Here is a 25,633-nt window from a genome sequence, read left to right as displayed (position 1 = left end):
AAGTACCCCTCAAGGGTCTCACGGACCACCGACACTCCCGACTGGGTTTTCGAACCCTCTGGTCGGTTTCGGTGTCCGGGCTGGTCAGCGCCGGATTCGGGACCGCTCGGCCCCGCCATTCCTCGTCGGCGGGGGCGAGCGCGTCCGGTCAGCCCTTGTAGTCCTGGCCCAGGACCACGGTGATGTCGGCGTTCGCGGCGCCCTTGCCCTGCCCGACCGCGCCCGCGGGCAGGCCCAGGGTCTTGGCGACCTCCGCGGCCTTGGCCTTCTGGGCGGCGTCCGCGTAGGTGATCCGGGACGTGGCGGCGGCCCTGCCGGTGCCGTCGTCGACGAAGCTGTAGCCGCCGTTGAGCAGCGCGACCTGCGCCTTGTTCGTGGCGCCCCGGTTGCCGGTGGCGTTACGGACCGCTACCCGGGCGGTCGCGTCGGGGGCGGTCTTCTTGACCGTGCCGCCGAGCACGTTCTTGACCACTTCGGCCGTGGCCGTCGGGCTGAGCGTGCCGTTCGCCTGCACGGGCAGCAGGGTCGTGCCGTACGCGCCGGTTTTCGCCAGCTCCGCCCGCTGCGCCAGCGAGCTGCCCAGCTGGCCCTCGGTGAGCGGCGGGTCGAGCACCTGGAGCAGCGACTTCACGGTGGCGGTGGCGCCGTCGGCGTCGCTGGAGACCTTCTTCAAGGTCGCCTGCATGACCTGACCGAACCGCTGGAGCTGCCGGGTCTGGGGCTCGCCCGGCGCCTGGTAGGTGGCGTAGGCGACGGCGGCCTGGCCGTTCAGGTCCTGGGCGCTGCCCTGCTTGACGACCGGGGAGGCGCCCTTCTTGGCGCCGGGCACGGTGGCGTCGGTGTCGAGGGTGATCCCGCCGACCGTCTCGACGAGGTTCTCCAGATACGGGGTGTCCAGCCGCCAGCTGGCCTTGAGGTCGGCGCCCAGGAGGCCGTTGAGGGAGTCCCGGGTCGGCTCGGTGCCGTCGTCCTTGACGGACTTGCCGAGCGTGGTGCTGGTCCCGTCGTCCTTGGAGACGATGAGGCTGTTGGGCAGGAGGACGGTGGTGCCCTTGTGGGTGGTCTCGTTGTCCACCAGCAGCGCCGTGGAGCTGTTCCCGGACTTGGTGTCCCGAAGATGGACGACGAGGACGTCGCGCTTCTGCCCGCCGGCCGCGGCCGCCGGTCCGGTGCCGGGGCCCGCCAGACCGGGCAGCTTGCCCGCCCACCACAGATAGCCGACGCCGCCGGCGACCAGCAGAGCCAGCACGACGGACAGCGCGACGATCCGGCTGCGGCCGCGCCGCTTGGCCTCCTCGCGCCGCTCGGTGCGGCTCTCGGTGAACTTCAGCCAGTCGATGACGTCTTCGGAGTCCTCGTCCGGCTCCTCGATGAAGGAGAACTGCTCCGTGCGGTACTCCGGGTCGTCGGCCGAGGGCCCGGGAGAGCCGCTCGCGGCACCCTGCTGCACGGTGTCGTCCGCCGGGGCGCGCGGGGACGGCGGCCGGGGCTGCCTGTCCTGGCGTTGCGGAGCGGGCTCGTCGTAGCGGGGCTGCTCCGCGTAGGAGACCTGCTCGTACGGGGACTGCTGGGCCTGCTGCGGGATCCACTCCTGCTGCTGCGACTGCTGCTGGGGCTGCTGGGGCTGCTGGGGCTGGGCGTACGGGTCGTACTGCTGGGGATAGCCGGGCTGGGCCTGCACCTGCCGGCCGCCGTACGGGTCATAGCCGTACTCCGTCTGCCCCTGCTCGTACGTCGGGTGGCCCTGCTGCGCCTGCGGGGCCTGGCCGCCGCCCTGTTGGCCGGCGTAGGGGTCGTAGCCCTCGTAGGCGGACGGGGCGGCCGGCTGCCCGTAGGCGTCGTAGTGCTGCTCGTACGACGACGGTGCGGCGTCGCGGTACACCGGCTGCCCGTAGGCGTCGTAGGTGTAGCTCGTCTGCCCCTGCTGCCCCTGCTGCCCCTGGGCATACGGGTCGTGGGCATACGGGTCCTGCGGCCCGTACGGATCCTGTCGGTCGCTCACCGGTGCCCCTTTCCGTCAGCCCCGTCAGCGGTCGTTGCGGTACAGCTCTTTTTTGTCGATGTAGCGCACCACACCGTCCGGCACCAGGTACCAGACCGGATCCCCCTGGGCGACGCGCGTGCGGCAGTCGCTCGAGGAGATGGCCAGCGCCGGCACCTCGATCAAGGACACCGCCCCCTCGGGCAGCCCGGGGTCCGCGAGGACATGGCCGGGCCTGGTCACCCCGATGAAGTGGGCGAGCGAGACCAGCTCCGCGGCATCGTGCCAGGTCAGAATCTGGCTGAGCGCATCGGCGCCGGTGATGAAGAACAGATCCGCGTCACGGTGCTCCGCCCGCAGATCACGCAGCGTGTCTATCGTGTACGTCTTGCCGCCGCGGTCGATATCGATCCGGCTGACGGAGAACTGCGGATTCGACGCAGTCGCGATGACCGTCATCAGATACCGGTCCTCGGCCGGGGACACCTTCTTGTGACTCTTCTGCCACGGCTGTCCCGTGGGTACGAAGATGACCTCGTCGAGGTGGAACTGGCTGGCCACCTCGCTGGCGGCGACCAGGTGTCCGTGGTGGATCGGGTCGAACGTCCCGCCCATCACTCCGAGTCGCCGCTTCACGGGCCCTGTGTGCTCTCCCATGCGTGCAGACCCTACTGGGCGGCGCGCGATACCGGGGGCCGGGTGCCGGGGCTCAGCGGTCCCGGTTGAAGCGGGTCGTGATCCAGAGCAGGAGAAGCAGGACAACCAGGGCGCCGCCGCCGGTCACGAAGGGGCTGAGGCTGGCGTGACCGCCCTCGTGTCCGGGTTCGGCGGCGAGGGAAACCAGGGACTGTGCGGTGGAGTGCAGGCTCATCGTCAGCAGGACCAATCCGGGCTGGGGTCGGGCGGAGACTTCCACCACATCGTAAGCGCCGTCTCACCGCGGGCTCACGGCGACTCCGCCCGGACGCGCCCGGAGGGAGCCCGCGGGGTCAGTCCTGGCCGTAGCCGCGCAGCAGGAACCAGGCGAGCAGGGCGGCACCCACGACGCCGACGATGATCACGGCTCGCAGGATCCACCCGGGCCCGCCGTCCCTGGCGGTCTCCTGGGCTGCGGCGAGCAGCACGCTCGGATACGGCATGACGGTGCGCTCCTCTGGTACGGCCCGTGCGGTCAGTTGTACGGGCCTGTGCGGGCATTGATGCGATCGCCAGCGTACGCCCGAGCATCCATTCGCCTGTCGGTGGCGTCCTCTAGTCTGAAACACACGCAGTCGAACAGGGGGAGGCCCCAATGACGGAGAGCCCAGGCGGCAGCGCGAACGTTCCGAGCCGGGACCGGCGGCGGTTCCCCGGTATCTCGTCGCGGTCGTACGAGCACCCGGCGGACCGGTCGGCGCTGGTGGCGCTGCGCAAGCTGAGCGGGTTCGACACCGTCTTCAAGACGCTCAGCGGCTTGTTGCCGGAGCGCAGCCTTCGGCTGCTGTTCCTGTCGGACTCGGTGCGGGTGGGCGAGCAGCAGTTCGCGCACCTCAACGACATGCTGCGCGATGCCTGTTACATCCTGGACCTGGAGAAGGTCCCGCCGATGTACGTCAATCAGGACCCGCAGCCCAATGCCATGTGCATCGGCCTGGACGAGCCGATCATCGTGGTGACGACCGGCCTGGTCGAGCTGCTGGACGAGGAGGAGATGCGGGCAGTCATCGGCCATGAGGTCGGGCATGCCCTGTCCGGGCACGCCGTCTACCGCACGATCCTGCTGTTCCTGACGAACCTGGCCATGAAGGTCGCCTGGATCCCGCTGGGCAATGTCGCGATCATGGCGATCGTGACGGCACTGCGCGAGTGGTTCCGCAAGTCGGAACTCTCCGCGGACCGCGCCGGGCTGCTCGTCGGGCAGGATCTGAAGGCCTCGATGCGCGGTCTGATGAAGCTGGCCGGCGGCAATCATCTGCACGAGATGAATGTCGACGCCTTCCTCAAGCAGGCGGAGGAGTATGAGTCGGGCGGCGATCTGCGCGACTCCGTGCTGAAGATCCTCAACCTGCTGCCGCGCAGCCACCCGTTCACGACCGTACGGGCGGCCGAGCTGAAGAAGTGGGCGGAGAGCCGCGACTACCAGCGGATCATGGACGGCCACTACCCGCGCCGGGACGAGGACAAGGACACCTCGGTCTCCGACTCCTTCCGGGACTCCGCGGCGCACTACGCCGACTCGGTGCGCAACAGCAAGGACCCGCTGATGGGTCTGGTGCGCGATATCGCCGGCGGCGCGGGCGATCTGGGCGGCAAGCTGCGCGACACGGTCTTCCGTGGCGGCGGCACGCGTCCCGACGGCTCGGGCGGCGCCAACGGCAGCAACGGCACCGGCGGAACCGACCGCCCTGAGGGCTCCTAACGGAGCGGATGCCGCGGCTTCGGCTGGGCGGAGGGCGCCAGCTCACCGCAGAGTGAGGGGTTGGCGCGGTCCCTGGCATAGGGGTCGGTGCCCGTAGGCCGGTCCTTGCCGGCGTGCTGTCCCGCGAACAGCGGGCGCAGCGCGTCGGCCGGATTCGAGGAGCAGGCCAGCGGCCCGGCCTGGAGGCTGCTCTGGAGCACCTCCAGGCGGTGGTCGGTGAGGTTCTCGCGGCTCAGCCGGAAGTGCACCTCACGCCGGACGGTGACCAGCGAGGCGGCGCCCGGGGTGGCCTTGCCGACGTCCTGGGCCCGAGCGTCCTCCTGCGCGCCCGGGGCGGGCCGTACGGCGTAGACGAAGGTGTAATCGGCGGTCACATCGAGCGCGTCCGGGCTCAGCTCCGAGGCGACGAGGGTGCCGTTGACCCGTACGTTCCGGTCGGCGAGCCGGGTCTGCTTCGGGTCGAAGCGGACCAGCCAACCGGTCGCCGCATCGTGGCCGTTGTCGTCGGGGCGCGCCAGGCTGCGGTCGAACTGGTCGAGTTGGCTCGTGTCGAGCAGCAGGCGCACCGGCCGTACGGAGCCGCCGGTGAGGGTGTCCGGGTCCAGCGAGGAGCGGACGATGTAGTCCTTCGCGACGGTCAGGGCCGAGACGAGCTGGCCGTCGGAGAAGTGCTCGGTGCGGGTGACGGCGGGCAGATTCACGCCCGCGGCGCCGATCCGGTAGTTGGCCGCGGGGCTGTGTGCGAAGAGATCCTCGGGCGTGGCGCCCGGCACCTCACCGGCCGGCGCGAGCGGCACCACCGCGGAGCGCAACGGCTGTGCCCGGACCGTCTCCGGGGTTTTGTACGGGTGGCGTATGCCCATGTAGACGGCGGTGCCGAAGGCCAGAACGATCAGCAGCACCAACAGAACGGCCTGCCGGGAGCCGCCCAGCCGCATCCACGCATGCCGGGTCCTGACCGCCGGCGAATGATGCTCGCCCAGCCGCTCGTCCGCGGAGAATTCCTGTAGCCGAGCAGCCCGCACGAACGATTCGTCGAAAACGACGGATCGGTATTCGTCCTCACCGCCTCCCTGGGCGCCGTTGGGCGTCCCTTCGGGAGGGTCACCAGCCCCGGTCATACAACAAGAGTAGGTCTGCCGGGGCGAAGGTAAACGCTGGGGCGCCGGACAAGTTCACCGGTTCGATTCCGTTTCAAAAACCCGCTTTGCGGGCAGTGCGCCACGGCGTCAGCTCGGCCTGGGCACAGCCGAGAACGACGGGCGCACGGGCCCCGCGGACGGCACCGACGGCAGGCCGGGCCGCGCCGTCCGGACGCTGTCCATACCGGCCGTGGTGGGGGCGTCCACCCCGCTGGACGTGGGCGCCGGTGCCGGGCTCTGGGTCCGCCCCGAGGAGCCCCGGTAGACGGCGCTGAAGGCCAGCGCGACCAGCCCGATGCCCATCACCACGGCCAGCACCCAGGCCACCGGCCGGTGCCAGCGGCTGCTGCCGCGGTAGGGGCGCAGGGCACCGCCGTAGGGGCCGTACGGGCCGTAGGGGTAGTCGCCGTACTCACCGTCGTCCTCGTACTCCGGGTAGTCGCTGTACCCGTCGTAGTCGTCGGCTCCCCGGGCGCGGCGGTGGCCCCGGGGGCCGGGCTCGTCCGGGTCGTCGCCCTCGGGGCCGAAGCCGGGCCCGGAGCGGGCCGCCTCGGCCTCGGCGCGCGCCTCGGCGGCGGCCAGCATCCGCTCGACCGCCGAGGGTTCGTGAATCTGCGCGGACCGGACGAATTCCTCGTCGAAGACCACGGAGGCGAATTCTTCGTCCGCTTTTCCGTGGCTCCCGTGGTGGTGCTCGTCGGGCTCTTCACCGTCCGGGAACGGCTTGCCCCCCACGTCGTCCGACACCCGTCCAGGTTAGCCCCGGGCGGTCCTTTTGGGCAGAGAGAACGGGGAATCCGGGGGACGGTTCAGCGGGTGTGGCCGTCGCCCGTGAGGATGTACTTGGTGGACGTCAGCTCGGGCAGCCCCATGGGGCCACGGGCGTGCAGCTTCTGCGTCGAGATACCGATCTCCGCGCCGAAGCCGAACTGGCCGCCGTCGGTGAAACGGGTGGAGGCATTGACCGCGACCGTGGTGGAGTCCACCAACTGGGTGAAACGGCGGGCGGCGGCCTGCGAGGTGGTGACGATCGCCTCGGTGTGGCCGGAGGTCCAGCGCCGGATGTGCGCCACCGCCGCGTCCAGGTCGGGCACCACGGCGGCCGCGATGTCGTACGAGAGGTACTCCGTCGCCCAGTCCTCGTCGGTGGCGGGGGCGACCAGCCCGGGGCCCGCCTGCTGCCAGGCGGCGTCACCGTGCACGATCACCCCGGCCTCGGTCAGCGCCGTCAGGGCGCGCGGCAGGAACTTCTCGGCGATCCCGGCGTGCACCAGCACCGTCTCGGCGGCGTTGCAGACGCTGGGCCGCTGGGCCTTGGAATTGACCAGGATGTCGACGGCCATGTCGAGGTCGGCGGCCTCGTCGACGTAGACGTGGCAGTTGCCGGTGCCGGTCTCGATGACCGGGACCGTGGACTCTTCGACGACCGTACGGATCAGGGACGCACCGCCGCGCGGGATCAGCACATCGACCAGACCGCGGGCGCGCATCAGCTCGCGCACCGAGTCGCGGCTCTCGCCGGGCACCAGCTGCACCGCGTCGGCGGGCAGTCCGGCGCTCTGGACGGCGTCCCGCAGCACGTCCACCAGGGCACTGTTGGAGGCGTACGCGGAGGACGAGCCGCGCAGCAGCACGGCGTTGCCGGACTTCAGGCACAGGGCGGCGGCGTCCACCGTCACATTGGGCCGGGCCTCGTAGATGATTCCGATCACACCGAGCGGGACCCGGACCTGCCGCAGGTCGAGGCCGTTGGGCAGGGTCGAGCCGCGCAGCACCTCGCCCACCGGGTCGGGCAGCGCCACGACCTGGCGGACGTCGGCGGCGATGGCCGCGATCCGCTCGGGGGTCAGGGTGAGCCGGTCCACGACCGACTCGGCGGTGCCCGCGGCCCGCGCCTTCGCGGTGTCCTCGGCATTGGCGGCGACAAGGGTGCCGGTTTCGGCCACCAGGGCGTCGGCGATGGCGAGCAGCGCTGCGTCACGGGCCGTACGCGGCAGCGGCGCCAGGACGGCGGCGGCCTCCCGCGCGCGGCGGGCGGTCTCGAGGACGGGCGAGGAGTGCGATGCGCTGCTGGTCATGGCGGCCAGCCTAGCGGGGCGGCAGGCCGCGGCCACGCCGTATCTCACAGCGCGGGACGCGGACGACCGCTGGTCAGAAGGGATGGACGCCGACCGGTGAGGCCGGGGGCGGGCCGTACCCCTCCGCGATGCGCTGGTGGTAGGTCTCGCGGCCGATGACTTCCAGGCCGACGATCTCCCACGGCGGCAGCCTGGCCGTCGAGCGGTGCTCGCCCCACAGCCGCAGCGCGACCGCCGCGGCGTCGTGCAGGTCCCGCGCCTCCTCCCAGTAGCGGATCTCGGCGTGGTCGTTGGCGTAGCGGCTGGTCAGCAGGAAGGGGTGGTCGTGGGCGAGCTGTTCCAGCGCCCGCCTGACCTCCTTCAGCGGGGCCTCGGCGCCGGAGACACTGAGGGTGATGTGCCACAGCCGGGACGCCTCCCGGCGCCCGCCCTCGGGTCCGGGCCGCGCCGCCCTGTCCCCCTCCGCGTCCTGCTCGTCCGGCCGGCCGGTGTCCTCGGCGGTCCCGACGCTGGTCAGCGTGCGTTCCGCCGCCCCTCGGGGCAGGGCCCCTGGGCGCCCTCGTCTCACCGGCGGCCTCCTGTGATGCGAATCGCTCCGCCCTCGCGGGTGCGGAGCCTCCTACGTCGGCGGGTGCGCTCGTGCGCTGCGGGCGCCGCTCCCCTACGGCGCCTCCGCAACAAAGTTGACCAGTCCGCGGCCCGTCGCGGGGCGTTTTCCCCAAGGTCTGTACGGAAAGGCTGGTCTCCGCACCATGCGGGGGAAAACGTGCACGGAGCGTGACGGCCATCGGCCCAGGGGGCGTGCTCAGGGGTGCAGCAGCACCAGATCGTCGCGGTGCACGACCTCCCGCTCGTAGGCGGGGCCCAGCTCGCGGGCGAGATCGCGGGTCGAACGGCCCATCAATCGGGGGATTTCCCTGGCATCGAAATTGACGAGCCCGCGGGCGACCGCGTGGCCGTCACCGTCCCGCAGCTCGACCGGGTCGCCGGCGGAGAACTCGCCGTCCACGGAGGCGATGCCGGCCGGCAGCAGGGAGGAGCGCCGCTCGACGACGGCCCGTACGGCTCCGTCGTCCAGCACGAGGGCGCCGCGCGGTGTGGAGGCGTGCGCGAGCCACAGCAGCCGGTCGGCGGAGCGGCGGCCGGTGCGCAGGAAGTGGGTGCCGGTCGAGCTGCCGGCGAGGGCGTCCGAGGCGTGCACGGCGGAGGTCAGGACGACCGGGATGCCGGCCGCGGCCGCGATCCGGGCCGCCTCGACCTTGGTGACCATGCCGCCGGTGCCGACGCCGGCCTTGCCCGCGCTGCCGATGGAGACGCCCGCCAGGTCCTCGGGCCCGCGCACCTCGGCTATCCGGGAGGTGCCGGGGGTGGCCGGATCGCCGTCGTAGAGGCCGTCCACGTCGGAGAGCAGGATCAGCAGGTCGGCGCGGACGAGATGGGCGACCAGGGCCGCCAGCCGGTCGTTGTCCCCAAAGCGGATCTCGTCGGTCGCGACGGTGTCGTTCTCGTTGACGATCGGTACGGCGCCCATGGCCAGCAGCTGGTCGAGGGTCCGGTAGGCGTTGCGGTAGTGGGCCCGGCGGCTGGTGTCGTCGGAGGTCAGCAGGACCTGGCCGACGCGGCGGCCGTAGCGGGCGAACGAGGCGGTGTAGCGGGCGACCAGCAGGCCCTGGCCGACGCTGGCGGCGGCCTGCTGCCGGGCCAGGTCGCGGGGCCGCCTGTCGAGCCCCAGGGGCGCCAGACCGGCCGCGATGGCTCCGGAGGAGACCAGCACGATCTCCTTGTCCTGGTGCTTGGCCAGCACGTTCACCAGCGCGTCCACGCGGTCTGCGTCCAGTCCCCCGGCGGCCGTGGTCAGCGAGGACGAGCCGACCTTCACCACGATCCGGCGAGCGTCCTTCACGTCCTGCCTTGCGCCTGCCACCTGCATACCCCTGTGCTCGCCGATCCCACCGCCGTACGGGGGATCCCTGCCCGACCCGCACCACGGCCCTACGGGCGCAATCTACGGCAGGGCGGCCTGCGGGCGCTTCGTGATATCGCCTGGCGGACGCCCTTCGGAGGGACCGGCCGGACCCGGCGCGGACCCGAGGGCGCAGAATAGGGGCCGCAATTCCCGGGCCCTACTTCCGGGATTTTTCATGGCCCCGCGGTTTTCCTTAAGACGGAAGCCGAGGCCAAGAGGTTGCGTTCGATTGGTCCGCTTTCGCGGTGATGAGAGCCACAGCAGATTGTCACCAAGGCCAACAAGGTCATACGGTCGGGTGTCCATCGGTCCCGTTTCGCCGCTCCGGCGGCGTCGCAGCGCGGGACCCGGCCGCCCCCCTCGGCCTCCCCCTGACCATTCGTGCTGCCAGGAGCCCTCCCCCGTGCCTTCCGCCGGAATCGCCCCCCGCCGAGCCGTCCAGCTCGCGGCACTCTTCGCGATGATGGTCGCGTTCACCGCCCAGTTGGTCGGTGCGCTGCTGCCCGTCATCCCGCTGTTCATCGCCGCATCCGTGGTCAACCTGGGTCTCGACCTGGTCCTCCAGCACAAGCAGCCCGGCCTGCTCGCGGTGCTCGGCCGGATCCGGTTCGATGTCACGGTGCGCCAGTTGCTGCGCGACATGCTGATACTGGTCGGCCTGCTGCACATCGACGGCATCAACCCGCTCGAGGAGCAGGCGCCGCTCACCATCACGCTGCTCCTCTTCTACGGCACCCACTTCGTGTGCCAGGCGGTCGCGGTGCTGGTCCGCAGGACCCGCAGCATGCCGTTCGTGACCCGCAACATCGATGCGAGCGCGCTGCGGCTGTGCGACGCCCCGCCGCGCATCCTCTCCCGCCAGACGGGCCGGCGGCTGCTGCGCTTCTCCGTGCCCACCACGGTCGGCATGATGCTCACCTCGATCACCACCGACGCGTACTGGGGCGGCATTGGCCTGGCCGTCTCCCTGACCCTGTCCGCCGGCGGCACGCTCTACCTGGGCACCTGGCTGCTGCCCAAGAAGCGGGTGGCCAGCGAGAAGCAGGCTCTCGCCTGGCTGGACAACTGGCTGGCCGAGTACCGGCCGACGGTCGGCATGTACTTCTCCGGCGGTTCCTCCTCCGCCTACCAGGCCAACATGTGGCTGAGCACGCTGGCCTCCCTCGACGGCAACCCGATCATCGTGCTCCGTGAGCGCTTCATGGTGCAGAAGATCGAGGCCACGGACGTGCCGATCGTCTGCATCCCCAAGGTCGCCAACCTGATGCGGCTGGAGCACTCCACGCTCAAGGTCCTGCTGCACCCGGCGAACTCCGGCAAGACCTCGCAGATCCTGCGCATCCCCTCCATCAAGCACGCCTTCACCAACCACGGCGAGAGCGACAAGCTGTCCTCCTGCAACCCGTACGCGAAGGCGTACGACGAGGTATGGGTGGCGGGTCCGGCGGCCCGTGACCGCTACCAGCTCGCCGACATCGGCGTCGAGGACAAGGACGTCATCGAGGTCGGCCGCCCCCAGCTGGCCCCGATCGAGCCGATCCAGCGGCAGGACGGTGCCGCTGCCGACCGGATGACGACCGTGCTGTACGCCCCGACCTGGGAAGGCTGGGACGGCAACCCGGGCAACACCTCGGTGATCCTGGCGGGCGAGAACATCGTCCGTGAGCTGCTCGCCGACGAGAACGTGCAACTGCTGTACAAGCCGCACCCGATGACCGGTTCCGTGGACCCGCGCGCGGGCGCCGCCAACACCCGTATCCAGGCGATGATCACGGAGGCCAACACCCGGCGCAGCGGGGAGCGGCCCGGCCCCGAGGCCGCCGCCGAGCTGGCCCGCCGTACCGAGGCGCTCAACGCGCTGACCACGTCCGCGTTCCGCAAGAGCGCGGACGAGCTGGAGCGGATGCGGCTTCAGGGCACCCCGCAGGAGGGCCGCGCCGCCGCCGTCGCCGCGGCCGTCACCGCCTGGGAGGAGGCGTACTGGAAGTCCTTCCCCCGGTGGGAGCACCGCGTCATCACCACCGCCCGCCCCGGCATCTTCAGCTGCTTCAACCAGGCCGATGTGCTGATCAGCGATGTCTCCAGCGTCGTCTCCGACTACCTGAGCAGCGAGAAGCCGTACGCGGTCGCCAACACCTCGGGGATGAGCGAGGACGACTTCCGGGCGAACTTCCCGACCGTGCGGGCGGCGACGATCCTCACGCCCGAGGCGGACGGCGTGGCCGGTCTCCTCGACGCGGTCCGCGACCCGGAGCAGGACACCCTGGCCGCGGAGCGGGCCGAGCTCAAGGAGCACCTGCTGGGCCCGTCGGACCCGCCGTCGTCGGTCCGCTTCAACCAGGCCGCGCTGGATCTGTGCGCGAAGGCCGACGAGCGGCGCATCCGGATGGAGAACCGGCTGTCCGGTATCCCCGGCCAGCGCTCGCAGGAGGACATGGAAGCCTCCGAGACGGCCGAGCACGAGGCCAGCGGCGCCTCGGACACCACGGCCGCCGTCTAAGCCGCAGCGGGCCGCTCACGGCCTCGGCGCAGAACCACAACGGGGAAGGCCCCCGGGAGGAGAACTCCCGGGGGCCTTCCCCGTTGTGCGGTGCCGCGGACCGCCGGACGGACTGTCAGAAGGGCTTGAAGCCCTCGTACTCCTGGTCGGCCTCGTCCCGCGCCACGTCCCGGTCCTTGCGGCGCTGCGCGGCCGGACGGGGCGCCTCCATGCGGTGGTCCTCGCCACGCCGGCCCAGCATCTCCGCGCCGGCCGCCATCATCGGCTCCCAGTCGAAGACGACGGCGTTGTCCTCGGGGCCGATGGCGATGCCGTCGCCCGCGTGCGCGCCCGACTTGCGCAGCGCGTCCTCGACGCCGAGGCGGTTGAGGCGGTCGGCGAGGTAGCCGACGGCCTCGTCGTTGTTGAAGTCGGTCTGCCGGACCCAGCGCTCGGGCTTCTCACCGCGCACGCGGTAGAAGTTCTCGCCCTCCTCCGTGACCGTGAAGCCGGCGTCGTCCACGGCCTGGGGCCGGATGACGATACGGGTGGATTCCTGTACGGGCCTTGCCGCGCGGGCCTTGGAGACGACCTCGGCGAGCGCGAAGGACAGCTCCTTCAGGCCCATATGGGCGACCGCGGAGACCTCGTAGACGTGGTAGCCACGCTCTTCCAGGTCGGGGCGGATGATGTCGGCGAGGTCCTTGCCGTCCGGGACGTCGATCTTGTTGAGGACGACCATCCGGGGCCGGTTCTCCAGGCCGCCGTACTGCTTGAGCTCCTCCTCGATCATGTCGAGGTCGGAGACCGGGTCACGGTCGGCCTCCAGGGTCGCGGTGTCCAGGACGTGGACGAGCACCTCGCAGCGCTCGACATGCCGCAGGAACTCCAGGCCCAGGCCCTTGCCCTGGCTCGCGCCGGGGATCAGACCGGGGACGTCCGCGATCGTGTAGACGGTCGAACCGGCCGTCACCACACCGAGGTTGGGCACCAGGGTGGTGAAGGGGTAGTCGGCGATCTTGGGCTTGGCGGCGGAGAGCACCGAGATCAGCGAGGACTTGCCGGCGCTCGGGTAGCCGACCAGCGCGACGTCCGCGACGGTCTTGAGCTCCAGCACGATGTCGCGGGCCTCGCCGGGCACGCCGAGCAGCGCGAAACCGGGGGCCTTGCGGCGGGCGGAGGCCAGCGCGGCGTTGCCGAGGCCGCCGCGGCCGCCCTGGCCGGCGACGAAGGTGGTGCCCTGGCCGACCAGGTCGGCGAGCACATTGCCCGCGCGGTCCAGGACGACCGTGCCGTCGGGGACCGGCAGGACCAGATCCTCGCCGTTCTTGCCGGAGCGGTTGTCGCCCGCGCCCGGCTGGCCGTTGGTGGCCTTGCGGTGCGGGTGGTGGTGGTATTCGAGAAGGGTGGTGACGTCCTGGTCGACGACCAGGATCACATCGCCGCCGCGGCCGCCGTTGCCGCCGTCCGGGCCGCCCAACGGCTTGAACTTCTCCCGCATCACGGAGGCCACGCCGTGGCCTCCGTTACCCGCGGCGACGTGCAGCTCGACGCGGTCCACGAAGGTGGTCATGGTGGGTGTGCCTCCAGATAACTACGGGTATGTCGCTGTACTGCGCGAATGTCTCTGTACTAACACGCAAGGGCGGACCGGCCTTCCCGCTGTCGCGGGAAAAGGCGGTCCGCCCCTGAGTGATGCTGATGCTGAGCTATCGCTCGGCCGGGCCGAATTACTCGGCGACCGGAACGATGTTCACGACCTTGCGGCCACGGTGGGTGCCGAACTGCACCGCACCGGCAGCAAGGGCGAACAGGGTGTCGTCGCCGCCGCGGCCGACGCCCGTGCCCGGGTGGAAGTGGGTGCCACGCTGGCGGACCAGGATCTCACCGGCGAGGACGGCCTGACCGCCGAAGCGCTTCACGCCGAGCCGCTGAGCATTGGAATCGCGACCGTTCCGAGTGGACGATGCGCCCTTCTTATGTGCCATGTCTCCTCAGTCCCTTACTTCGCCGGAGCGTCGATGCCGGTGATCTTCAGCGCCGTGTGGAGCTGGCGGTGGCCGATCCGCTTCTTGTAACCGGTCTTGTTCTTGTACTTCTGGATCCGGATCTTGTCGCCCTTGTGGTGGTCCACGACCTCGCCCTGGACCTTCACGCCGGCCAGGACCCACGGGTCGCTGGTGACTGCGTCACCGTCGACCACCAGCAGCGTGGAGAGCTCGACGGTGTCGCCGACCTTGCTGGTGGAAATGCGGTCTACCTCGATGACGTCGCCAACAGCAACCTTCTGCTGGCGTCCGCCGGTGCGCACGATCGCGTACACGCGGAACTCTCTTTCGCTAGGAACGGATCCTCTGATGCCAGCCGCTCACACGGGCTCGGGATGGGGCCCGTGAAATCCGAATGGACGAGCGGCCTCCCTCGGCGGACCGAGAGGTGTTTGCTCAGGGGTTTGGTGTCACAGACACCGACGGTCAAGGTTACGGGGCCTTGACCAGGGGGTCAAACCGGCCCCGGACCGCTGACGGCCCGGGGCACGGCCTGCTGCTCAGTCCTCCGTGGAAGCGGACACGGCGGCAGCGGTCTTCTTGGCCGCCGCCTTCGTCGTCTTCTTCGGAGCCGCCTTCTTCGCGGTGGTCTTCTTCGCCGCGGCCTTCTTGGCGGTGGTGGCGGTGGTGGTCTTCTTCGCCGCCGCCTTCTTGGCCGTGGTCTTCTTCGCCGGGGCCTTCTTGGTGGCGGCCTTCTTCGCCGTCGCCTTCTTCGCGGTCTTCTTGGCCGCGGGCTCCGTCTCCGCCTCGGCGCCCTCGACGGGCTCCGTGACCTCGGCCGGCTCGGGCTCGGTGACCGTCTCCGCCGCCGCCGGCGCCGACTCGGCCGGGACGACGATCTCGGCGGCCTCCTCGGTGGCCTTGGGGGCGCCCGCCGGAGCGGTCGCCTTACGGGTCGCGCGGCGGCGCGGACGGGCCGGTGCGGGCTCCGCGACGGGCGCCTCGGCGACCGGCTCCGGGACCGTCTCCGGCTCCGCTGCCGGCGCCGGCTCGGCCGGGACGACGATCTCGGCGGCTTCCTCCGAGGCCTTGGGGGCACCCGCCGGAGCGGACACCTTCCGGCTCACCCGGCGGCGGCCACGGCCGCGCCCGGCGGCTGCCTCGGCCTCGGCAGGGCTGCTGAACCATTCGTCGGTGCCGTCCACCGCGGGCTGAAGCTCGGCCTCCGTCACCGGGGCGGGCTCCAGCTCCGGCGCGCCGCCGTCCGGGGCCGGCTCGGCCACCTCGGCCTCGTGGACATGCGGCTCCGCCTGGGCGCCCTTGCCCTTCTTCTTGCGCTTGCCACCGCCGCCGGCAGTCGTCGGCTGGTCCATGTGGACGATGACGCCACGGCCGTTGCAGTGCACACAGGACTCGGAGAAGGACTCCAACAGGCCCTGGCCGACCCGCTTACGGGTCATCTGGACCAGGCCGAGCGAGGTGACCTCGGCGACCTGGTGCTTGGTCCGGTCCCGGCCCAGGCACTCCAGCATCCGCCGCAGCACCAGATCCCGGTTGGACTCCAGCACCATGTCGATGAAGTCGATGACGACGATGCCGCCGAGGTCGCGCAGCCGCAGCTGGCGCACGATCTCTTCGGCCGCCTCCAGGTTGTTCCTGGTGACCGTCTCCTCGAGATTGCCGCCCTGACCGGTGAACTTCCCGGTGTTGACGTCGATCACGACCATCGCTTCGGTCTTGTCGATCACCAGCGAACCACCGCTGGGCAGCCAGACCTTGCGGTCCAGCGCCTTCATCAGCTGCTCGTCGATGCGGTACGTCGCGAAGACGTCGACGTCCGAAGTCCACCTCTGGAGCCGGTCGGTGAGGTCCGGGGCGACATGCGCGACATAGCCGTGGATGGTCTCCCACGCCTCGTCACCGCTGACGATGACCTTGGAGAAGTCCTCGTTGAAGATGTCGCGGACGACCCGGACGGTCATGTCCGGCTCGCCGTAGAGCAGGCTCGGCGCGTTGGAACTGCCGCCGCTCTTGGCCTTCTTCTGGATCTCTTCCCACTGCGCCTGGAGCCGCTGGACGTCGCGCGCCAGCTCGTCCTCGCTCGCGCCCTCCGCGGCGGTGCGGACGATGACGCCCGCGTCCTCGGGGACGATCTTCTTGAGGATCTGCTTCAGCCGGGCCCGCTCGGTGTCGGGCAGCTTGCGGCTGATACCGGTCATCGAGCCCTCGGGCACGTAGACCAGGTAGCGGCCGGGGAGCGAGACCTGGCTGGTCAGCCGGGCGCCCTTGTGGCCGATCGGGTCCTTGGTGACCTGCACCAGCACGGACTGGCCGGACTTCAGCGCGGTCTCGATGCGGCGCGGGCCGTTGGACATGCCGAGCGCCTCGAAGTTGACCTCACCGGCGTACAGCACGGCGTTGCGGCCCTTGCCGATGTCGACGAAGGCGGCCTCCATCGACGGCAGGACGTTCTGCACCTTGCCGAGGTAGACATTGCCGACGTACGAGGTCGCCTGCTCCTTGTTGACGAAGTGCTCCACGAGCACGTTGTCCTCAAGGACGCCGATCTGGGTGCGCTCGCCGCTCTGGCGGACGACCATCACGCGCTCGACGGCCTCGCGGCGGGCGAGGAACTCCGCCTCGGTGATGATCGGCACCCGGCGGCGGCCCTGCTCGCGGCCCTCACGGCGGCGCTGCTTCTTGGCCTCCAGGCGGGTCGACCCCTTGATCGACTGCACCTCGTCGGCGCTGGTGCTCTCGTCCTTCTTACGGGGCTCGCGGACCTTGACGACCGTGCGCTCCGGGTCGTCGGTGCCGCCGGTCCCGTCCTCGCCGGAGTCACCGGTGCGACGGCGGCGGCGGCGGCGACGGCGGCTGCTGCTGGAGCCGCCGCCCGACTGCTCGTCGGCTTCCTCCTGCGTCTCCGGCTGCTCGTCGGCCTGCTCGTCGCTCTCCTCGGACTCCGCCTGAGCGCTCTCGCGCTCGTCGTCCGCACGGCCCTCGGCGGACTGCTCGTCGGCGGACTCACCGCGGCGGCGGCGACGGCCACCACGGCGGCGGCGACGTGAGGGGCGGTCGGCGGACTCGTCCTCGTCGTGACCGCTCTCGGCCTGCTCGGTCTCCGGCTCGGCCGCTGCCTCGGCTTCTTCGGCCGCCGGCTCCTCGGCCGGGGCGGCGGTGACCTGCTCGGGCTCGGCCGGGGCGCCACGACGGCGACGGCGGCGCGCACCGGCGGCGGGCTGCTCCTCCACGGCCGGCTCGGCCGGGGGCTCCTCCTGGCGGGCCGCGGCAGCGGCGGCGGCCGCGGTCTCCGGCGTCTGGAACATCGGCTCGGTGAAGACCGGCGCCTGGAAGACGGCGGTCGGCGGCCGCTGCGCGCGGCGGCGGCCGCGCTGCGGCGCCTCCTTCGCGGGCTCCTCCTCGGCACGGGGCGCCTCGGCGGCCGGCTCCGCGGCACGCTCGCCACGGCGGCGCGCCCGACGGCGGGGGGCCTCGGCGGTCTCTGCGGTCTCTGCTGTCTCTGCGGTCTCTGCGGTCTCGGCGGCCGGCGCCTCCGCGGCTTCCGCGGTCTCCTCGGCCTCCCCGGCGGCCTGCGGCGCACCAGAGGGGGCGGTGGCCTTACGGGTGGCACGGCGGCGCGTGCGGGCCGGCTTGGCGTCCTCGGCGGGGGCCGGAGCCTCCTCCTCGGCGGCGGGGGCGGCCGGTGCGGCGCTCTCGTCCGTCACGGCGGCGGCCTCGTCGGCGTCGCTCCCCTGGGGGGCGCCGGCCGGAGCGGTGGCCTTACGGGTGGCCCGGCGGCGGGAACGGCGCGGAGCGGCGTCCTCGGTCTCCTCGGCGGCGGGGGCAGCCTCCGCGACGGCCTCGACGGGCTGGGCGGCGGGCGCGGGCGCCTCGGCGGCGGCAGGCTCCTGGCCGGGCTCGCCCTGCGGGGGGCCGGCGGGGGCGGACACCTTGCGGGTCGCCCGGCGACGGGAACGGCGCGGCGCGGCGTCCTCGGTCTGCGACGCCTCGGTGGGCGTCTCGGCGGCAGCGGATGTCTCGGCGGCGGCCGGTTCGGCCACTTCCTCGGGCTGCTCACCGGCGGCCGGCTGCGGGGCTCCGGACGGGGCGGTGACCTTGCGCGTCGCACGGCGGCGGGTACGGGCCGGCTTGGCCTCGTCCCCGGTGGTGACCGCGGAAGCGGTGGTCTCCTCGGCGAGGGCCGGATCGGCCACGGAAGCGGCGGCGGTCTCGGTGCTCACCACAGCATCGGCGGCGTCACCGGCCGACGGCGGACCGGCCGGCCGGGATGCCGCACGGCGCCTGCGGCGCGGCGGCAGCGTGTCGCTGGGTGAGTGATTGTCGTCGGCACCACGGTCCTGGGACGGCGTGGAGCGGGTGGGCTCAATGGGCTCGAGCATGCGGGCGGTTCTCCCGTCACGCTCCCGGGCGCCGCGCCTGATTCCGGCCGCGGTCCGCGTGATGAGCGCGGTCCCGCTGTCCGGGGCGTGGGCGCCGCACGGGAGCTGTCGTCTCGCTCACCGGTCCCCGTAGGGCAGGGACCGGCGAAAGTCTCCTGGTCAGTGCGTCTGCCGGACCGGGGTGGCTCCCTGGCTGATCGGAGACGCGACGACGGCAGTCCTACGCAGTACCTTCCCCGGCTGCCGGGGAGGCCCCACTCGTCGCCTTCGCGGCACTCAGCCCGGCGGCCGTGGATGGGGCGGCCGTGGCAGCGTCGCGGTCGGGCGCTAGCGGGTCAGTCACCGCGCCGGTCTCCTCATCGAGCAGCCCCTGCGCCAGCCTGGTCACCGCTGCGGGGACCGGCGGCGCCAGGTCGGCCGTAGCTCGGAGGCCGGACAGGACGTCGTCGGGTCGAACGGCAGGTGTCAGATGCCGAACAACCAGCCGCAGTATCGCACAGGCATTGCCGTCGGGCCTATCGGTGTCGCGACCTGCGGCCTCCAGACGCGCCACTGCGGCCCGCGCGTCAAAGGTCCGGATGCCATTTTTCGTACGCCGCTCGACCTGCACCTCTTCCGCGGCGAGGAACGCCGCGACGGCACGCTCGGCGGTCTGTGCCTCGACCCCGTCGAGCCTGATCTCCCAAACCGAGGCCTGGAGCCGGTCGGCCAGACCACTGGTGTGGGCCTCGACCGCGTCGGTCACATCGAGGCCGTCCGGCAGCGACTCGTCGAGAAGGGTGCGCAGGGTGTCCGGGTCGCGGCGCTGGGCGAGCTGGATCTCCAGATACTCGGCCTCGCTGCCCGTACCGGTCGGGGCGGCGTTGGCGTACGACACCTTGGGGTGCGGGGTGAAGCCCGCCGAATAGGCCATGGGGACCTCGGCGCGGCGCAGCGCCCGCTCGAAAGCGCGCTGGAAGTCGCGGTGACTGGTGAACCGGAGGCGGCCGCGCTTGGTGTAGCGCAGTCGGATGCGCTGCACCGCCGGTGCGGGCGGCGGGCCTTCGGGCTGTCGCTTGCCCAGTGTCGTTCAGTCCTTCGTGAGTGCGGTCGTACTGCTACCTAGAGTACGTGTCCCGGGAGCTCCCGGTTCCCGGCGGGGCGCGGCAGCTGCGGCCCGCGGCGGCTGCGCGGGGGCCCCGAACAGCGCCCGCCGGATCTCCCTGCGGGTCTGCCGTACGGTTTCACGGGCGGTGCGCAGCGCCTGCCGGACGGGCCGCCAGAGGCCGTCGCGGATGACGTGCCCGAGCGGGGTGAGCACACTGCGGTAGACCCACCGCAGCGGTTCGACAAAGACCCACCGCAGTACCGTGCCGAGGAACCGGCCGAGGGCCCGGGAGAGGATTCCGGCGGCCCGCCAGCAGAGCCCGAACGCCGCCCCGACCTCGCGGACGACCACCGTCACCACGGCGATCAGCAGCCGCCCGGCCGGCGCCAGCACATACCGCCACAGGGCGACCACCGGCACGACCACGAGCCACCGCACGAGTGTGGCGAGTACGGCGCCGATGCCACGCACCAGCCAGGCGATGCCGTGCCCGGCCGGCGTCAGGACGTACGCGTAGAGCCACTGGGCGGGGACCACGATCAGATACCGGACAAGCCAGGCCACCGCGGCGCCGATTGCCCGGCCGACGGGTGCCAGCACATACCGCCACAGGGTGACCCACGGCCATACGAACAACGCGCGGCCGAGCCAGGCCAGGGCCACGCCCAGTGCGCCCAGCACCCGGACGATGCCGTGCCCCACCGGCGTCATCACGTAGGTGTACAGCCACTTCGCCGGGACCACGAGCAGATACCGGACCAGCCAGGCCACCGCCATGGCGGTCCCCCGGCCGGCCGGCGCGAGGACGGAGCGCCACAGCCACACCAACGGGGCGACGACCAGCGTCCGCCAGATCCAGCTCAACGGGATCACGACAAGGGTCCGCCAGGCCCACACCACGGGGGCGGCCACGAGGGTCCGCCACAACCAGGCGAGACCGCGGCCGAGGGGGCGGAGCACGCTGCGGTTCACGGCCCGGCCGGCGGCGGCCAGTGCATCCCACACCAGGCGCACCGGCACCACGAGCACCAGCACCACGATCCGCACCGGCAGCCGGACCACGGTCGTCACACAGCCCTCGCCCGGCTCGTAACGGGCGGGCACCTGTCGTTCCCTGTCGCTGGGCTCCATTCGCCCGTCCCCCTGTATTGCTGTCCTTGTACGGCCGTACCCCGGCGCCTCAGGCGGACCGGTGCGGCTGCTGTCCGGCGGCGGTCGCCGCGGGGATCCAGTAGCGCAGCTTCTCGTCCCGCTGGTCCTCGAAGATCCCGCCGCATGCCTCGATGACCTTACGCGAGCCGGTGTTGGTGTCGTCGCAGGTCACCAACACCGGGTCGATGCCCAGCTCGTGATGGGCGATCGGCAGCGCGGCGCGCAGTATCGCGGTGGCGTGGCCCCGGCGGCGGGCGCCGGGGCGTACGCCGTAGCCGAGGTGGCCGCCCCAGTTGAGGAGGGACGGGGTGAGGTGGTGGCGGAAGGTGCACCGCCCCAGGTAGGTGTCGCCGTCCACCCACCAGCGGGTGGTCATGGGGACCACACCGTCGGCGCGTGTGTGGCTCATGACGCCGCCGACCAGTTCGACGTACTCGGCGAAGCCTTCGGCGGTCGGCCAGCGGCTGTGCCACGTCGTCAGCTCGCCGGCCAGGGTGGAGTGCGGGGCGGACTCCGCACCGTCGGCACGGAATTCGTCCATCGCGGCGAGGAACGAGGCATGGACGGCGACGGTGGGGGCGATGAGCTGCGGTGCCATCGCCTCATTGTGCCGGAGCACGCCACGGCCCGGCCCCGCAGGGTGCGGAGGCCGGGCCGAAGAGGCGTGGCGCAAGCGCTACTTGACGGACAGGGGGAGCAGCTTCTTGCCGGTCGGGCCGATCTGGATCTCGGTGTCCATCTGCGGGCAGACGCCGCAGTCGAAGCACGGGGTCCAGCGGCAGTCCTCGACCTCGGTCTCGTCGAGCGAGTCCTGCCAGTCCTCCCAGAGCCAGTCCTTGTCGAGACCGGAGTCCAGGTGGTCCCAGGGCAGGACCTCTTCGTACTCCCGCTCCCGGGTGGTGTACCAGGCGACGTCCACGCCGAAGTCGGGCAGCGTCTCCTCGGCGGCCTTCATCCAGCGGTCGTAGGAGAAGTGCTCACGCCAGCCGTCGAAGCGGCCGCCGCCCTCGTAGACGGCGCGGATGACCGAGCCGACGCGGCGGTCGCCGCGCGAGAGCAGGCCCTCGACGATGCCGGGCTTGCCGTCGTGGTAGCGGAAGCCGATCGAGCGCCCGTACTTCTTGTCGCCGCGGATCTTGTCCCGGAGCTTTTCGAGACGGGCGTCCGTCTCCTCCGCCGACAGCTGCGGCGCCCACTGGAAGGGGGTGTGCGGCTTGGGGACGAAGCCGCCGATGGAGACCGTGCAGCGGATGTCGTTCTGCCCGGAGGCCTTGCGGCCCTCGGCGATGACCTTGACCGCCATGTCGCCGATCTGGAGCACGTCCTCGTCGGTCTCGGTCGGCAGACCGCACATGAAGTAGAGCTTCACCTGCCGCCAGCCGTTGCCGTAGGCCGTGGAGACGGTCCTGATCAGGTCCTCTTCGGAGACCATCTTGTTGATGACCTTGCGCATCCGCTCCGAGCCGCCCTCGGGCGCGAAGGTCAGACCGGAGCGACGGCCGTTGCGCGTCAGCTCGTTGGCGAGATCGACGTTGAAGGCGTCGACACGGGTCGACGGCAGCGACAGACCGATCTTGTCTTCCTCGTACCGGTCGGCGAGGCCCTTCGCGAGGTCACCGATCTCGGTGTGGTCCGCGGAGGACAGCGACAACAGGCCGACCTCCTCGAATCCCGTGGCCTTCAGCCCCTTGTCCACCATGTCGCCGATGCCGGTGATGCTTCGCTCCCGTACGGGGCGCGTGATCATGCCGGCCTGGCAGAAACGGCAGCCGCGGGTGCAGCCACGGAAGATCTCGACCGACATCCGCTCATGGACGGTCTCGGCCAGGGGGACGAGCGGCTGCTTGGGGTAGGGCCATTCGTCCAGGTCCATGACGGTGTGCTTGGAGACCCGCCACGGGACGCCGGAGCGGTTCGGCACGACGCGGGAGATCCGCCCGTCGGCCAGGTACTCGACGTCGTAGAACTTGGGGACGTAGACGCTGCCGGTCCTCGCCAGGCGGAAGAGCAGCTCATCGCGCCCGCCGGGCCGGTCCTCGGCCTTCCAGGCGCGGATGATCTCGGTGATCTCCAGCACCGCCTGCTCGCCGTCGCCCACGACCGCGCAGTCCAGGAAGTCCGCGATCGGCTCGGGGTTGAAGGCCGCGTGGCCGCCGGCGAGGACGATCGGGTGGTCCTCCGTACGGTCCTTGGCCTCCATCGGGATACCGGCGAGGTCCAGGGCGGTGAGGAGGTTGGTGTACCCCAGCTCGGTCGAGAAGGAGACACCGAGGACGTCGAAGGCGCCGACGGGGCGGTGCGCGTCGACCGTGAACTGCGGGACGTGATGCTCACGCATCAGCGCTTCGAGGTCCGGCCACACGCTGTACGTGCGCTCGGCCAGCACGCCCTCGCGCTCGTTGAGGACCTCGTAGAGGATCATGACGCCCTGGTTGGGCAGACCGACCTCGTAGGCGTCGGGGTACATGAGCGACCACCGCACGTCACAGGAGTCCCAGTCCTTGACGGTGGAGTTCAGCTCACCGCCGACGTACTGAATGGGCTTCTGCACATGCGGGAGCAGGGCCTCGAGCTGCGGGAAGACCGACTCGGCAGACATCTCGAACCTTTGTGAGCTGGCAGGGGGCGACTCTCAAGCGTAACCGCTCGGGGGGCCGCCCCCTCGCACAGCGCTCTCACCGCCGGAACGCGGCCCGGTGCTTGCGCCGCGAGGCCTTCTTCCACCGGCCCGGCAGCTCCCATTCCCGGTCCGCCGCCAGGGCCTCCTCGCGCCCGTGGAGCAGGCCGAAGGTGAAGCCGCCCTCACCGGCCTGGTGCGCCTGGGTCGCCAGTTCGCGCAGTGCGCCGCGCGCCACCACGCTGTCCTGGTGGTCGCCCAGCAGCTGCTGCACCCGCTTGATCCGCTTGGCGAACTTCTTCGCCGGCGGGCCGAGCGCCGGACGGGAGGCCTCCGCCGCGTACCGCGTCCGCTTGGCGGCCTTGCGGGCACCGTGCAGTGCCTCGTCCCGCTCCCGCCCGGCCGGTGCGGCCAGCGCGGCCTCCACACGGCGGGCCAGCCGCCGGTAGTCCTTCAGCACCGCCTCGGACACCAACGGGGGCGCCGGCCGGGCGGCTGCCGGGCGCAGCGGCGGCTCCTCCAGGAGGGCGTGCAGCGTCTTCAGCAGCGACAGGTAGCGAGGCCCGTCCAGTACGGCGAGCACCTCCTTCCGCGAGCCGGCCCGGCGCCGCTCGGACCAGATGCGCAGCCGGGCGTCCACCGGCCCCAGCCGGAGCGTCGGGGGCACGTCGGCCAGCGCCTTCCGCAGCCGCGCGGTCAGCACCTCGCGGTCGCGGTCCACCCCCAACTCCGCCGCCAGCCACTTGAGTTCGAGACCGATGGGCCGGGTGGCGGCGCGGTCGAGCACCCTGGTGTACGAGCGGAAGGCGCTGCGCAGCCGGCGGGTGGCGACCCGCATCCGGTGCACCGAGTCGGGCAGGTCCCGCCGTACCGCCGGATCCAGTTCGATGATCACCCGAACCTGCTCACGGACGTAACGGAGCACCACGTCCCCGGCCGTGCACCCCTTCTTCTTCCCGGCCTTCTTCCCGGCCTTCTTCCCGGTCGCGGCCTTCTTCCCGGCGCCCTTGCCCTTCCCCCCGCGCTTTCCGGGGTCTTCGGCACGGCGCCTGCCCGGCCCGGCGTCGTCCGCCCCGGGCCGGTCGCGCGCCGGCCCCGTCTCCGCCAGCGCCCGCGCCAGCTTCGACTGCGCCGCGGCGGGGCGCGCGCCCGACGCGACCAGCGCCCTGCCGACCTCGTCCAGCAGCGCGGTGTCGCCGCCCCCGGTCAGCTCCACCTCGATCTCGCACCAGCGGGCCTCGACGGGCCCCGCCGGCAGTTCCGCCTTCCTCGCGGCCTCGCCCGCCCGCTGCGCCCGCACCGCGTCCACCGCCACCTCGGCGAGCGGCACCCCTGCGGCGTCCTTCAGGATGCGCACCGTGCGCCGCGTCCGCAGCCGTATGACGGGAACCGGCTCCTGGTCCAGTACCCGCGACCGGACGAGCGCGGTCAGTTCCGGAGGCGGCACATCGGACAACGGCGCCCGCACCTCGTCCCGCACCCCCGGCGCGACCGGCAGCTTCAGATGCCAGCCCGCGTCCTTGCCGCCGGTGCGGCGGCGCAGCGTGATGCCATCGGCGGCGAGGCGGTGGCCGGCGGTGTCGTAGTAGAGGGCGTCAAGGGCTTCGACGCCGGCTTCCACCACGGTGGCGACCCGGTCGATACCGGCCAGATCGGGCAGCTGCGCACCATCGTCGATGTCGTACTTGCGTTCGATTTCTCGTACGGTGTCCGCCATGCATCGAGGCTAGCCACCCATCCCGGCCGCGACCACCCGCCCGCCCACGGGAGCTGCCGCATGGCGGGATCCGGAGCAGAGGGTGGCACGCGCCCCATGGCGTGACTTACGGTGTGTGACGAGACGAATACGTAGAGTGCAATCGGCGCTCACTCGACCCCTTCGGGGAGGGAGACACCCGTGCACCCCCCAACCGCACCCGCCACCCGGACACCCCTCCGCCTCTCGGCAGGCGCCCGCCCCTATGTCCTGACCGCACCGAGCACCCCCACCACCCCGAAGGCCGCCCGCGATTTCGTCCGTGCCGTCCTGCGCCGCACGGGCCTCGCCCCGCTCACCGACACCGCGGTACTGCTCACCTCGGTGGCGGTGACCCGCTCCCATCTGCGGACGCCGCGGTCGGCGGACATCCTGCTGCGGATGCTGACCGCCGGGCACGGACTGCGGATCAGCGTGCACGACGAGGCGCCGGCCCGGATTCCGCGGCCGGCGCCGACGGCCGGTGAGCAGGCCGCCGACTACGGGATGCTGCTGACCGGCCACCTCGCCGACGACTGGGGCACGACTCCGTTCGAGGGCCTGCCCCGGTCCGCCTCGCTCTGGTTCGAGCTGCACCTCGCCCCGTGAC

Annotated in this window: 21 protein-coding genes; 3 read left to right on the top strand and 18 right to left on the bottom strand. The window is 71.8% G+C overall.

Annotated features, from left to right (window positions below; all coding sequences use genetic code 11):
- Nucleotides 1-148: 148 nt before the first annotated feature.
- From IF67_RS0110560 to IF67_RS44185, 4 genes are all read right to left on the bottom strand, one after another.
- Nucleotides 149-2,002: an LCP family protein gene (locus IF67_RS0110560; protein ID WP_030984430.1), complete on the bottom strand. Its 1,854-nt coding sequence runs from the start codon at nt 2,000-2,002 to the stop codon at nt 149-151.
- Nucleotides 2,003-2,026: 24 nt separating this feature from the next.
- The gene (gene nadD / locus IF67_RS0110555; RefSeq protein ID WP_051817862.1) at nt 2,027-2,638 is read right to left on the bottom strand and encodes a nicotinate-nucleotide adenylyltransferase; all 612 of its coding nucleotides are present in this window, start codon (nt 2,636-2,638) and stop codon (nt 2,027-2,029) included.
- A gap of 52 nt (nt 2,639-2,690) precedes the next feature.
- Nucleotides 2,691-2,852, bottom strand: coding sequence for a hypothetical protein (locus IF67_RS44190; protein ID WP_030082024.1), 162 nt, complete (start codon nt 2,850-2,852; stop codon nt 2,691-2,693).
- Nucleotides 2,853-2,970: 118 nt separating this feature from the next.
- Complete coding sequence (locus IF67_RS44185; RefSeq protein WP_167352495.1) at nt 2,971-3,120, bottom strand: hypothetical protein; 150 nt, start codon at nt 3,118-3,120, stop codon at nt 2,971-2,973.
- A 152-nt stretch (nt 3,121-3,272) separates the two neighbouring features.
- Here IF67_RS44185 and IF67_RS0110540 point away from each other — a divergent pair, with 152 nt between their 5' ends.
- Nucleotides 3,273-4,379 carry a M48 family metallopeptidase gene (locus IF67_RS0110540; RefSeq protein WP_030984426.1) on the top strand — a complete coding sequence of 369 codons (1,107 nt, stop codon included), beginning with the start codon at nt 3,273-3,275 and terminating at the stop codon, nt 4,377-4,379.
- On the opposite strand, the gene IF67_RS0110535 is transcribed toward IF67_RS0110540, so the two are convergent.
- The 5 genes from IF67_RS0110535 to proB form a co-directional block, all read right to left on the bottom strand.
- The gene (locus tag IF67_RS0110535; RefSeq protein ID WP_030984424.1) at nt 4,376-5,500 is read right to left on the bottom strand and encodes a hypothetical protein; all 1,125 of its coding nucleotides are present in this window, start codon (nt 5,498-5,500) and stop codon (nt 4,376-4,378) included. The two genes, IF67_RS0110540 and IF67_RS0110535, sit on opposite strands and share 4 nt — an antisense overlap.
- A 108-nt stretch (nt 5,501-5,608) precedes the next feature.
- A complete protein-coding gene (locus tag IF67_RS0110530) occupies nt 5,609-6,268 on the bottom strand; it encodes a membrane protein (protein WP_030984422.1) in 660 nt (219 codons plus the stop codon).
- A 62-nt stretch (nt 6,269-6,330) separates the two neighbouring features.
- On the bottom strand, nt 6,331-7,599 hold the full coding sequence (locus IF67_RS0110525) for a glutamate-5-semialdehyde dehydrogenase (RefSeq protein ID WP_030984420.1): 1,269 nt from the start codon (nt 7,597-7,599) through the stop codon (nt 6,331-6,333).
- A 73-nt stretch (nt 7,600-7,672) separates the two neighbouring features.
- Entirely contained in the window at nt 7,673-8,167 is a 495-nt protein-coding gene (locus IF67_RS0110520; protein ID WP_030984419.1) for a hypothetical protein, read from the bottom strand.
- 237 nt (nt 8,168-8,404) lie between these two features.
- Nucleotides 8,405-9,502 carry a glutamate 5-kinase gene (proB, locus tag IF67_RS0110515; protein WP_030984417.1) on the bottom strand — a complete coding sequence of 366 codons (1,098 nt, stop codon included), beginning with the start codon at nt 9,500-9,502 and terminating at the stop codon, nt 8,405-8,407.
- A gap of 466 nt (nt 9,503-9,968) precedes the next feature.
- Between proB and IF67_RS0110510 the strand changes: the two genes are divergently transcribed.
- Nucleotides 9,969-12,065 carry a membrane protein gene (locus IF67_RS0110510; protein ID WP_030984415.1) on the top strand — a complete coding sequence of 699 codons (2,097 nt, stop codon included), beginning with the start codon at nt 9,969-9,971 and terminating at the stop codon, nt 12,063-12,065.
- A gap of 115 nt (nt 12,066-12,180) precedes the next feature.
- Here IF67_RS0110510 and obgE read toward each other — a convergent pair whose 3' ends face one another.
- From obgE to IF67_RS0110465, 9 genes are all read right to left on the bottom strand, one after another.
- Nucleotides 12,181-13,617 carry a GTPase ObgE gene (gene obgE, locus IF67_RS0110505; RefSeq protein ID WP_030984414.1) on the bottom strand — a complete coding sequence of 479 codons (1,437 nt, stop codon included), beginning with the start codon at nt 13,615-13,617 and terminating at the stop codon, nt 12,181-12,183.
- A 157-nt stretch (nt 13,618-13,774) separates the two neighbouring features.
- On the bottom strand, nt 13,775-14,032 hold the full coding sequence (gene rpmA / locus IF67_RS0110500) for a 50S ribosomal protein L27 (protein WP_018088248.1): 258 nt from the start codon (nt 14,030-14,032) through the stop codon (nt 13,775-13,777).
- Nucleotides 14,033-14,046: 14 nt separating this feature from the next.
- Entirely contained in the window at nt 14,047-14,367 is a 321-nt protein-coding gene (gene rplU, locus IF67_RS0110495) for a 50S ribosomal protein L21 (RefSeq protein ID WP_030082047.1), read from the bottom strand.
- Between the two features lie 225 nt (nt 14,368-14,592).
- Nucleotides 14,593-18,432 carry an Rne/Rng family ribonuclease gene (locus IF67_RS0110490; RefSeq protein WP_030984410.1) on the bottom strand — a complete coding sequence of 1,280 codons (3,840 nt, stop codon included), beginning with the start codon at nt 18,430-18,432 and terminating at the stop codon, nt 14,593-14,595.
- 220 nt (nt 18,433-18,652) lie between these two features.
- The gene (locus IF67_RS0110485; RefSeq protein ID WP_030984408.1) at nt 18,653-19,453 is read right to left on the bottom strand and encodes a TIGR03936 family radical SAM-associated protein; all 801 of its coding nucleotides are present in this window, start codon (nt 19,451-19,453) and stop codon (nt 18,653-18,655) included.
- 48 nt (nt 19,454-19,501) lie between these two features.
- On the bottom strand, nt 19,502-20,650 hold the full coding sequence (locus IF67_RS0110480; protein ID WP_030984406.1) for a hypothetical protein: 1,149 nt from the start codon (nt 20,648-20,650) through the stop codon (nt 19,502-19,504).
- A 49-nt stretch (nt 20,651-20,699) separates the two neighbouring features.
- Nucleotides 20,700-21,269, bottom strand: a complete 570-nt coding sequence (locus tag IF67_RS0110475) for a GNAT family N-acetyltransferase (protein WP_037839132.1) — start codon at nt 21,267-21,269, stop codon at nt 20,700-20,702.
- Nucleotides 21,270-21,347: 78 nt separating this feature from the next.
- Complete coding sequence (locus tag IF67_RS0110470; protein WP_030984402.1) at nt 21,348-23,270, bottom strand: TIGR03960 family B12-binding radical SAM protein; 1,923 nt, start codon at nt 23,268-23,270, stop codon at nt 21,348-21,350.
- Between the two features lie 76 nt (nt 23,271-23,346).
- A complete protein-coding gene (locus tag IF67_RS0110465; RefSeq protein ID WP_030984399.1) occupies nt 23,347-25,005 on the bottom strand; it encodes a CYTH and CHAD domain-containing protein in 1,659 nt (552 codons plus the stop codon).
- A gap of 180 nt (nt 25,006-25,185) precedes the next feature.
- On the opposite strand from IF67_RS0110465, the gene IF67_RS0110460 reads away from it, so the two are divergent.
- Nucleotides 25,186-25,632 (top strand): ATP-binding protein, encoded by a 447-nt coding sequence (locus IF67_RS0110460; RefSeq protein WP_030984398.1) that lies wholly within the window; start codon nt 25,186-25,188, stop codon nt 25,630-25,632.
- The last annotated feature ends 1 nt before the right edge of the window (nt 25,633 follow it).

The organism is Streptomyces sp. NRRL S-1813 (assembly GCF_000719605.1).
In the GTDB taxonomy this organism is placed as follows: Bacteria; Actinomycetota; Actinomycetes; order Streptomycetales; family Streptomycetaceae; genus Streptomyces; species Streptomyces decoyicus.
The sequence above is the reverse complement of the archived record's forward strand: the minus strand, read 5'-3'. Positions and strand labels throughout refer to the sequence as shown.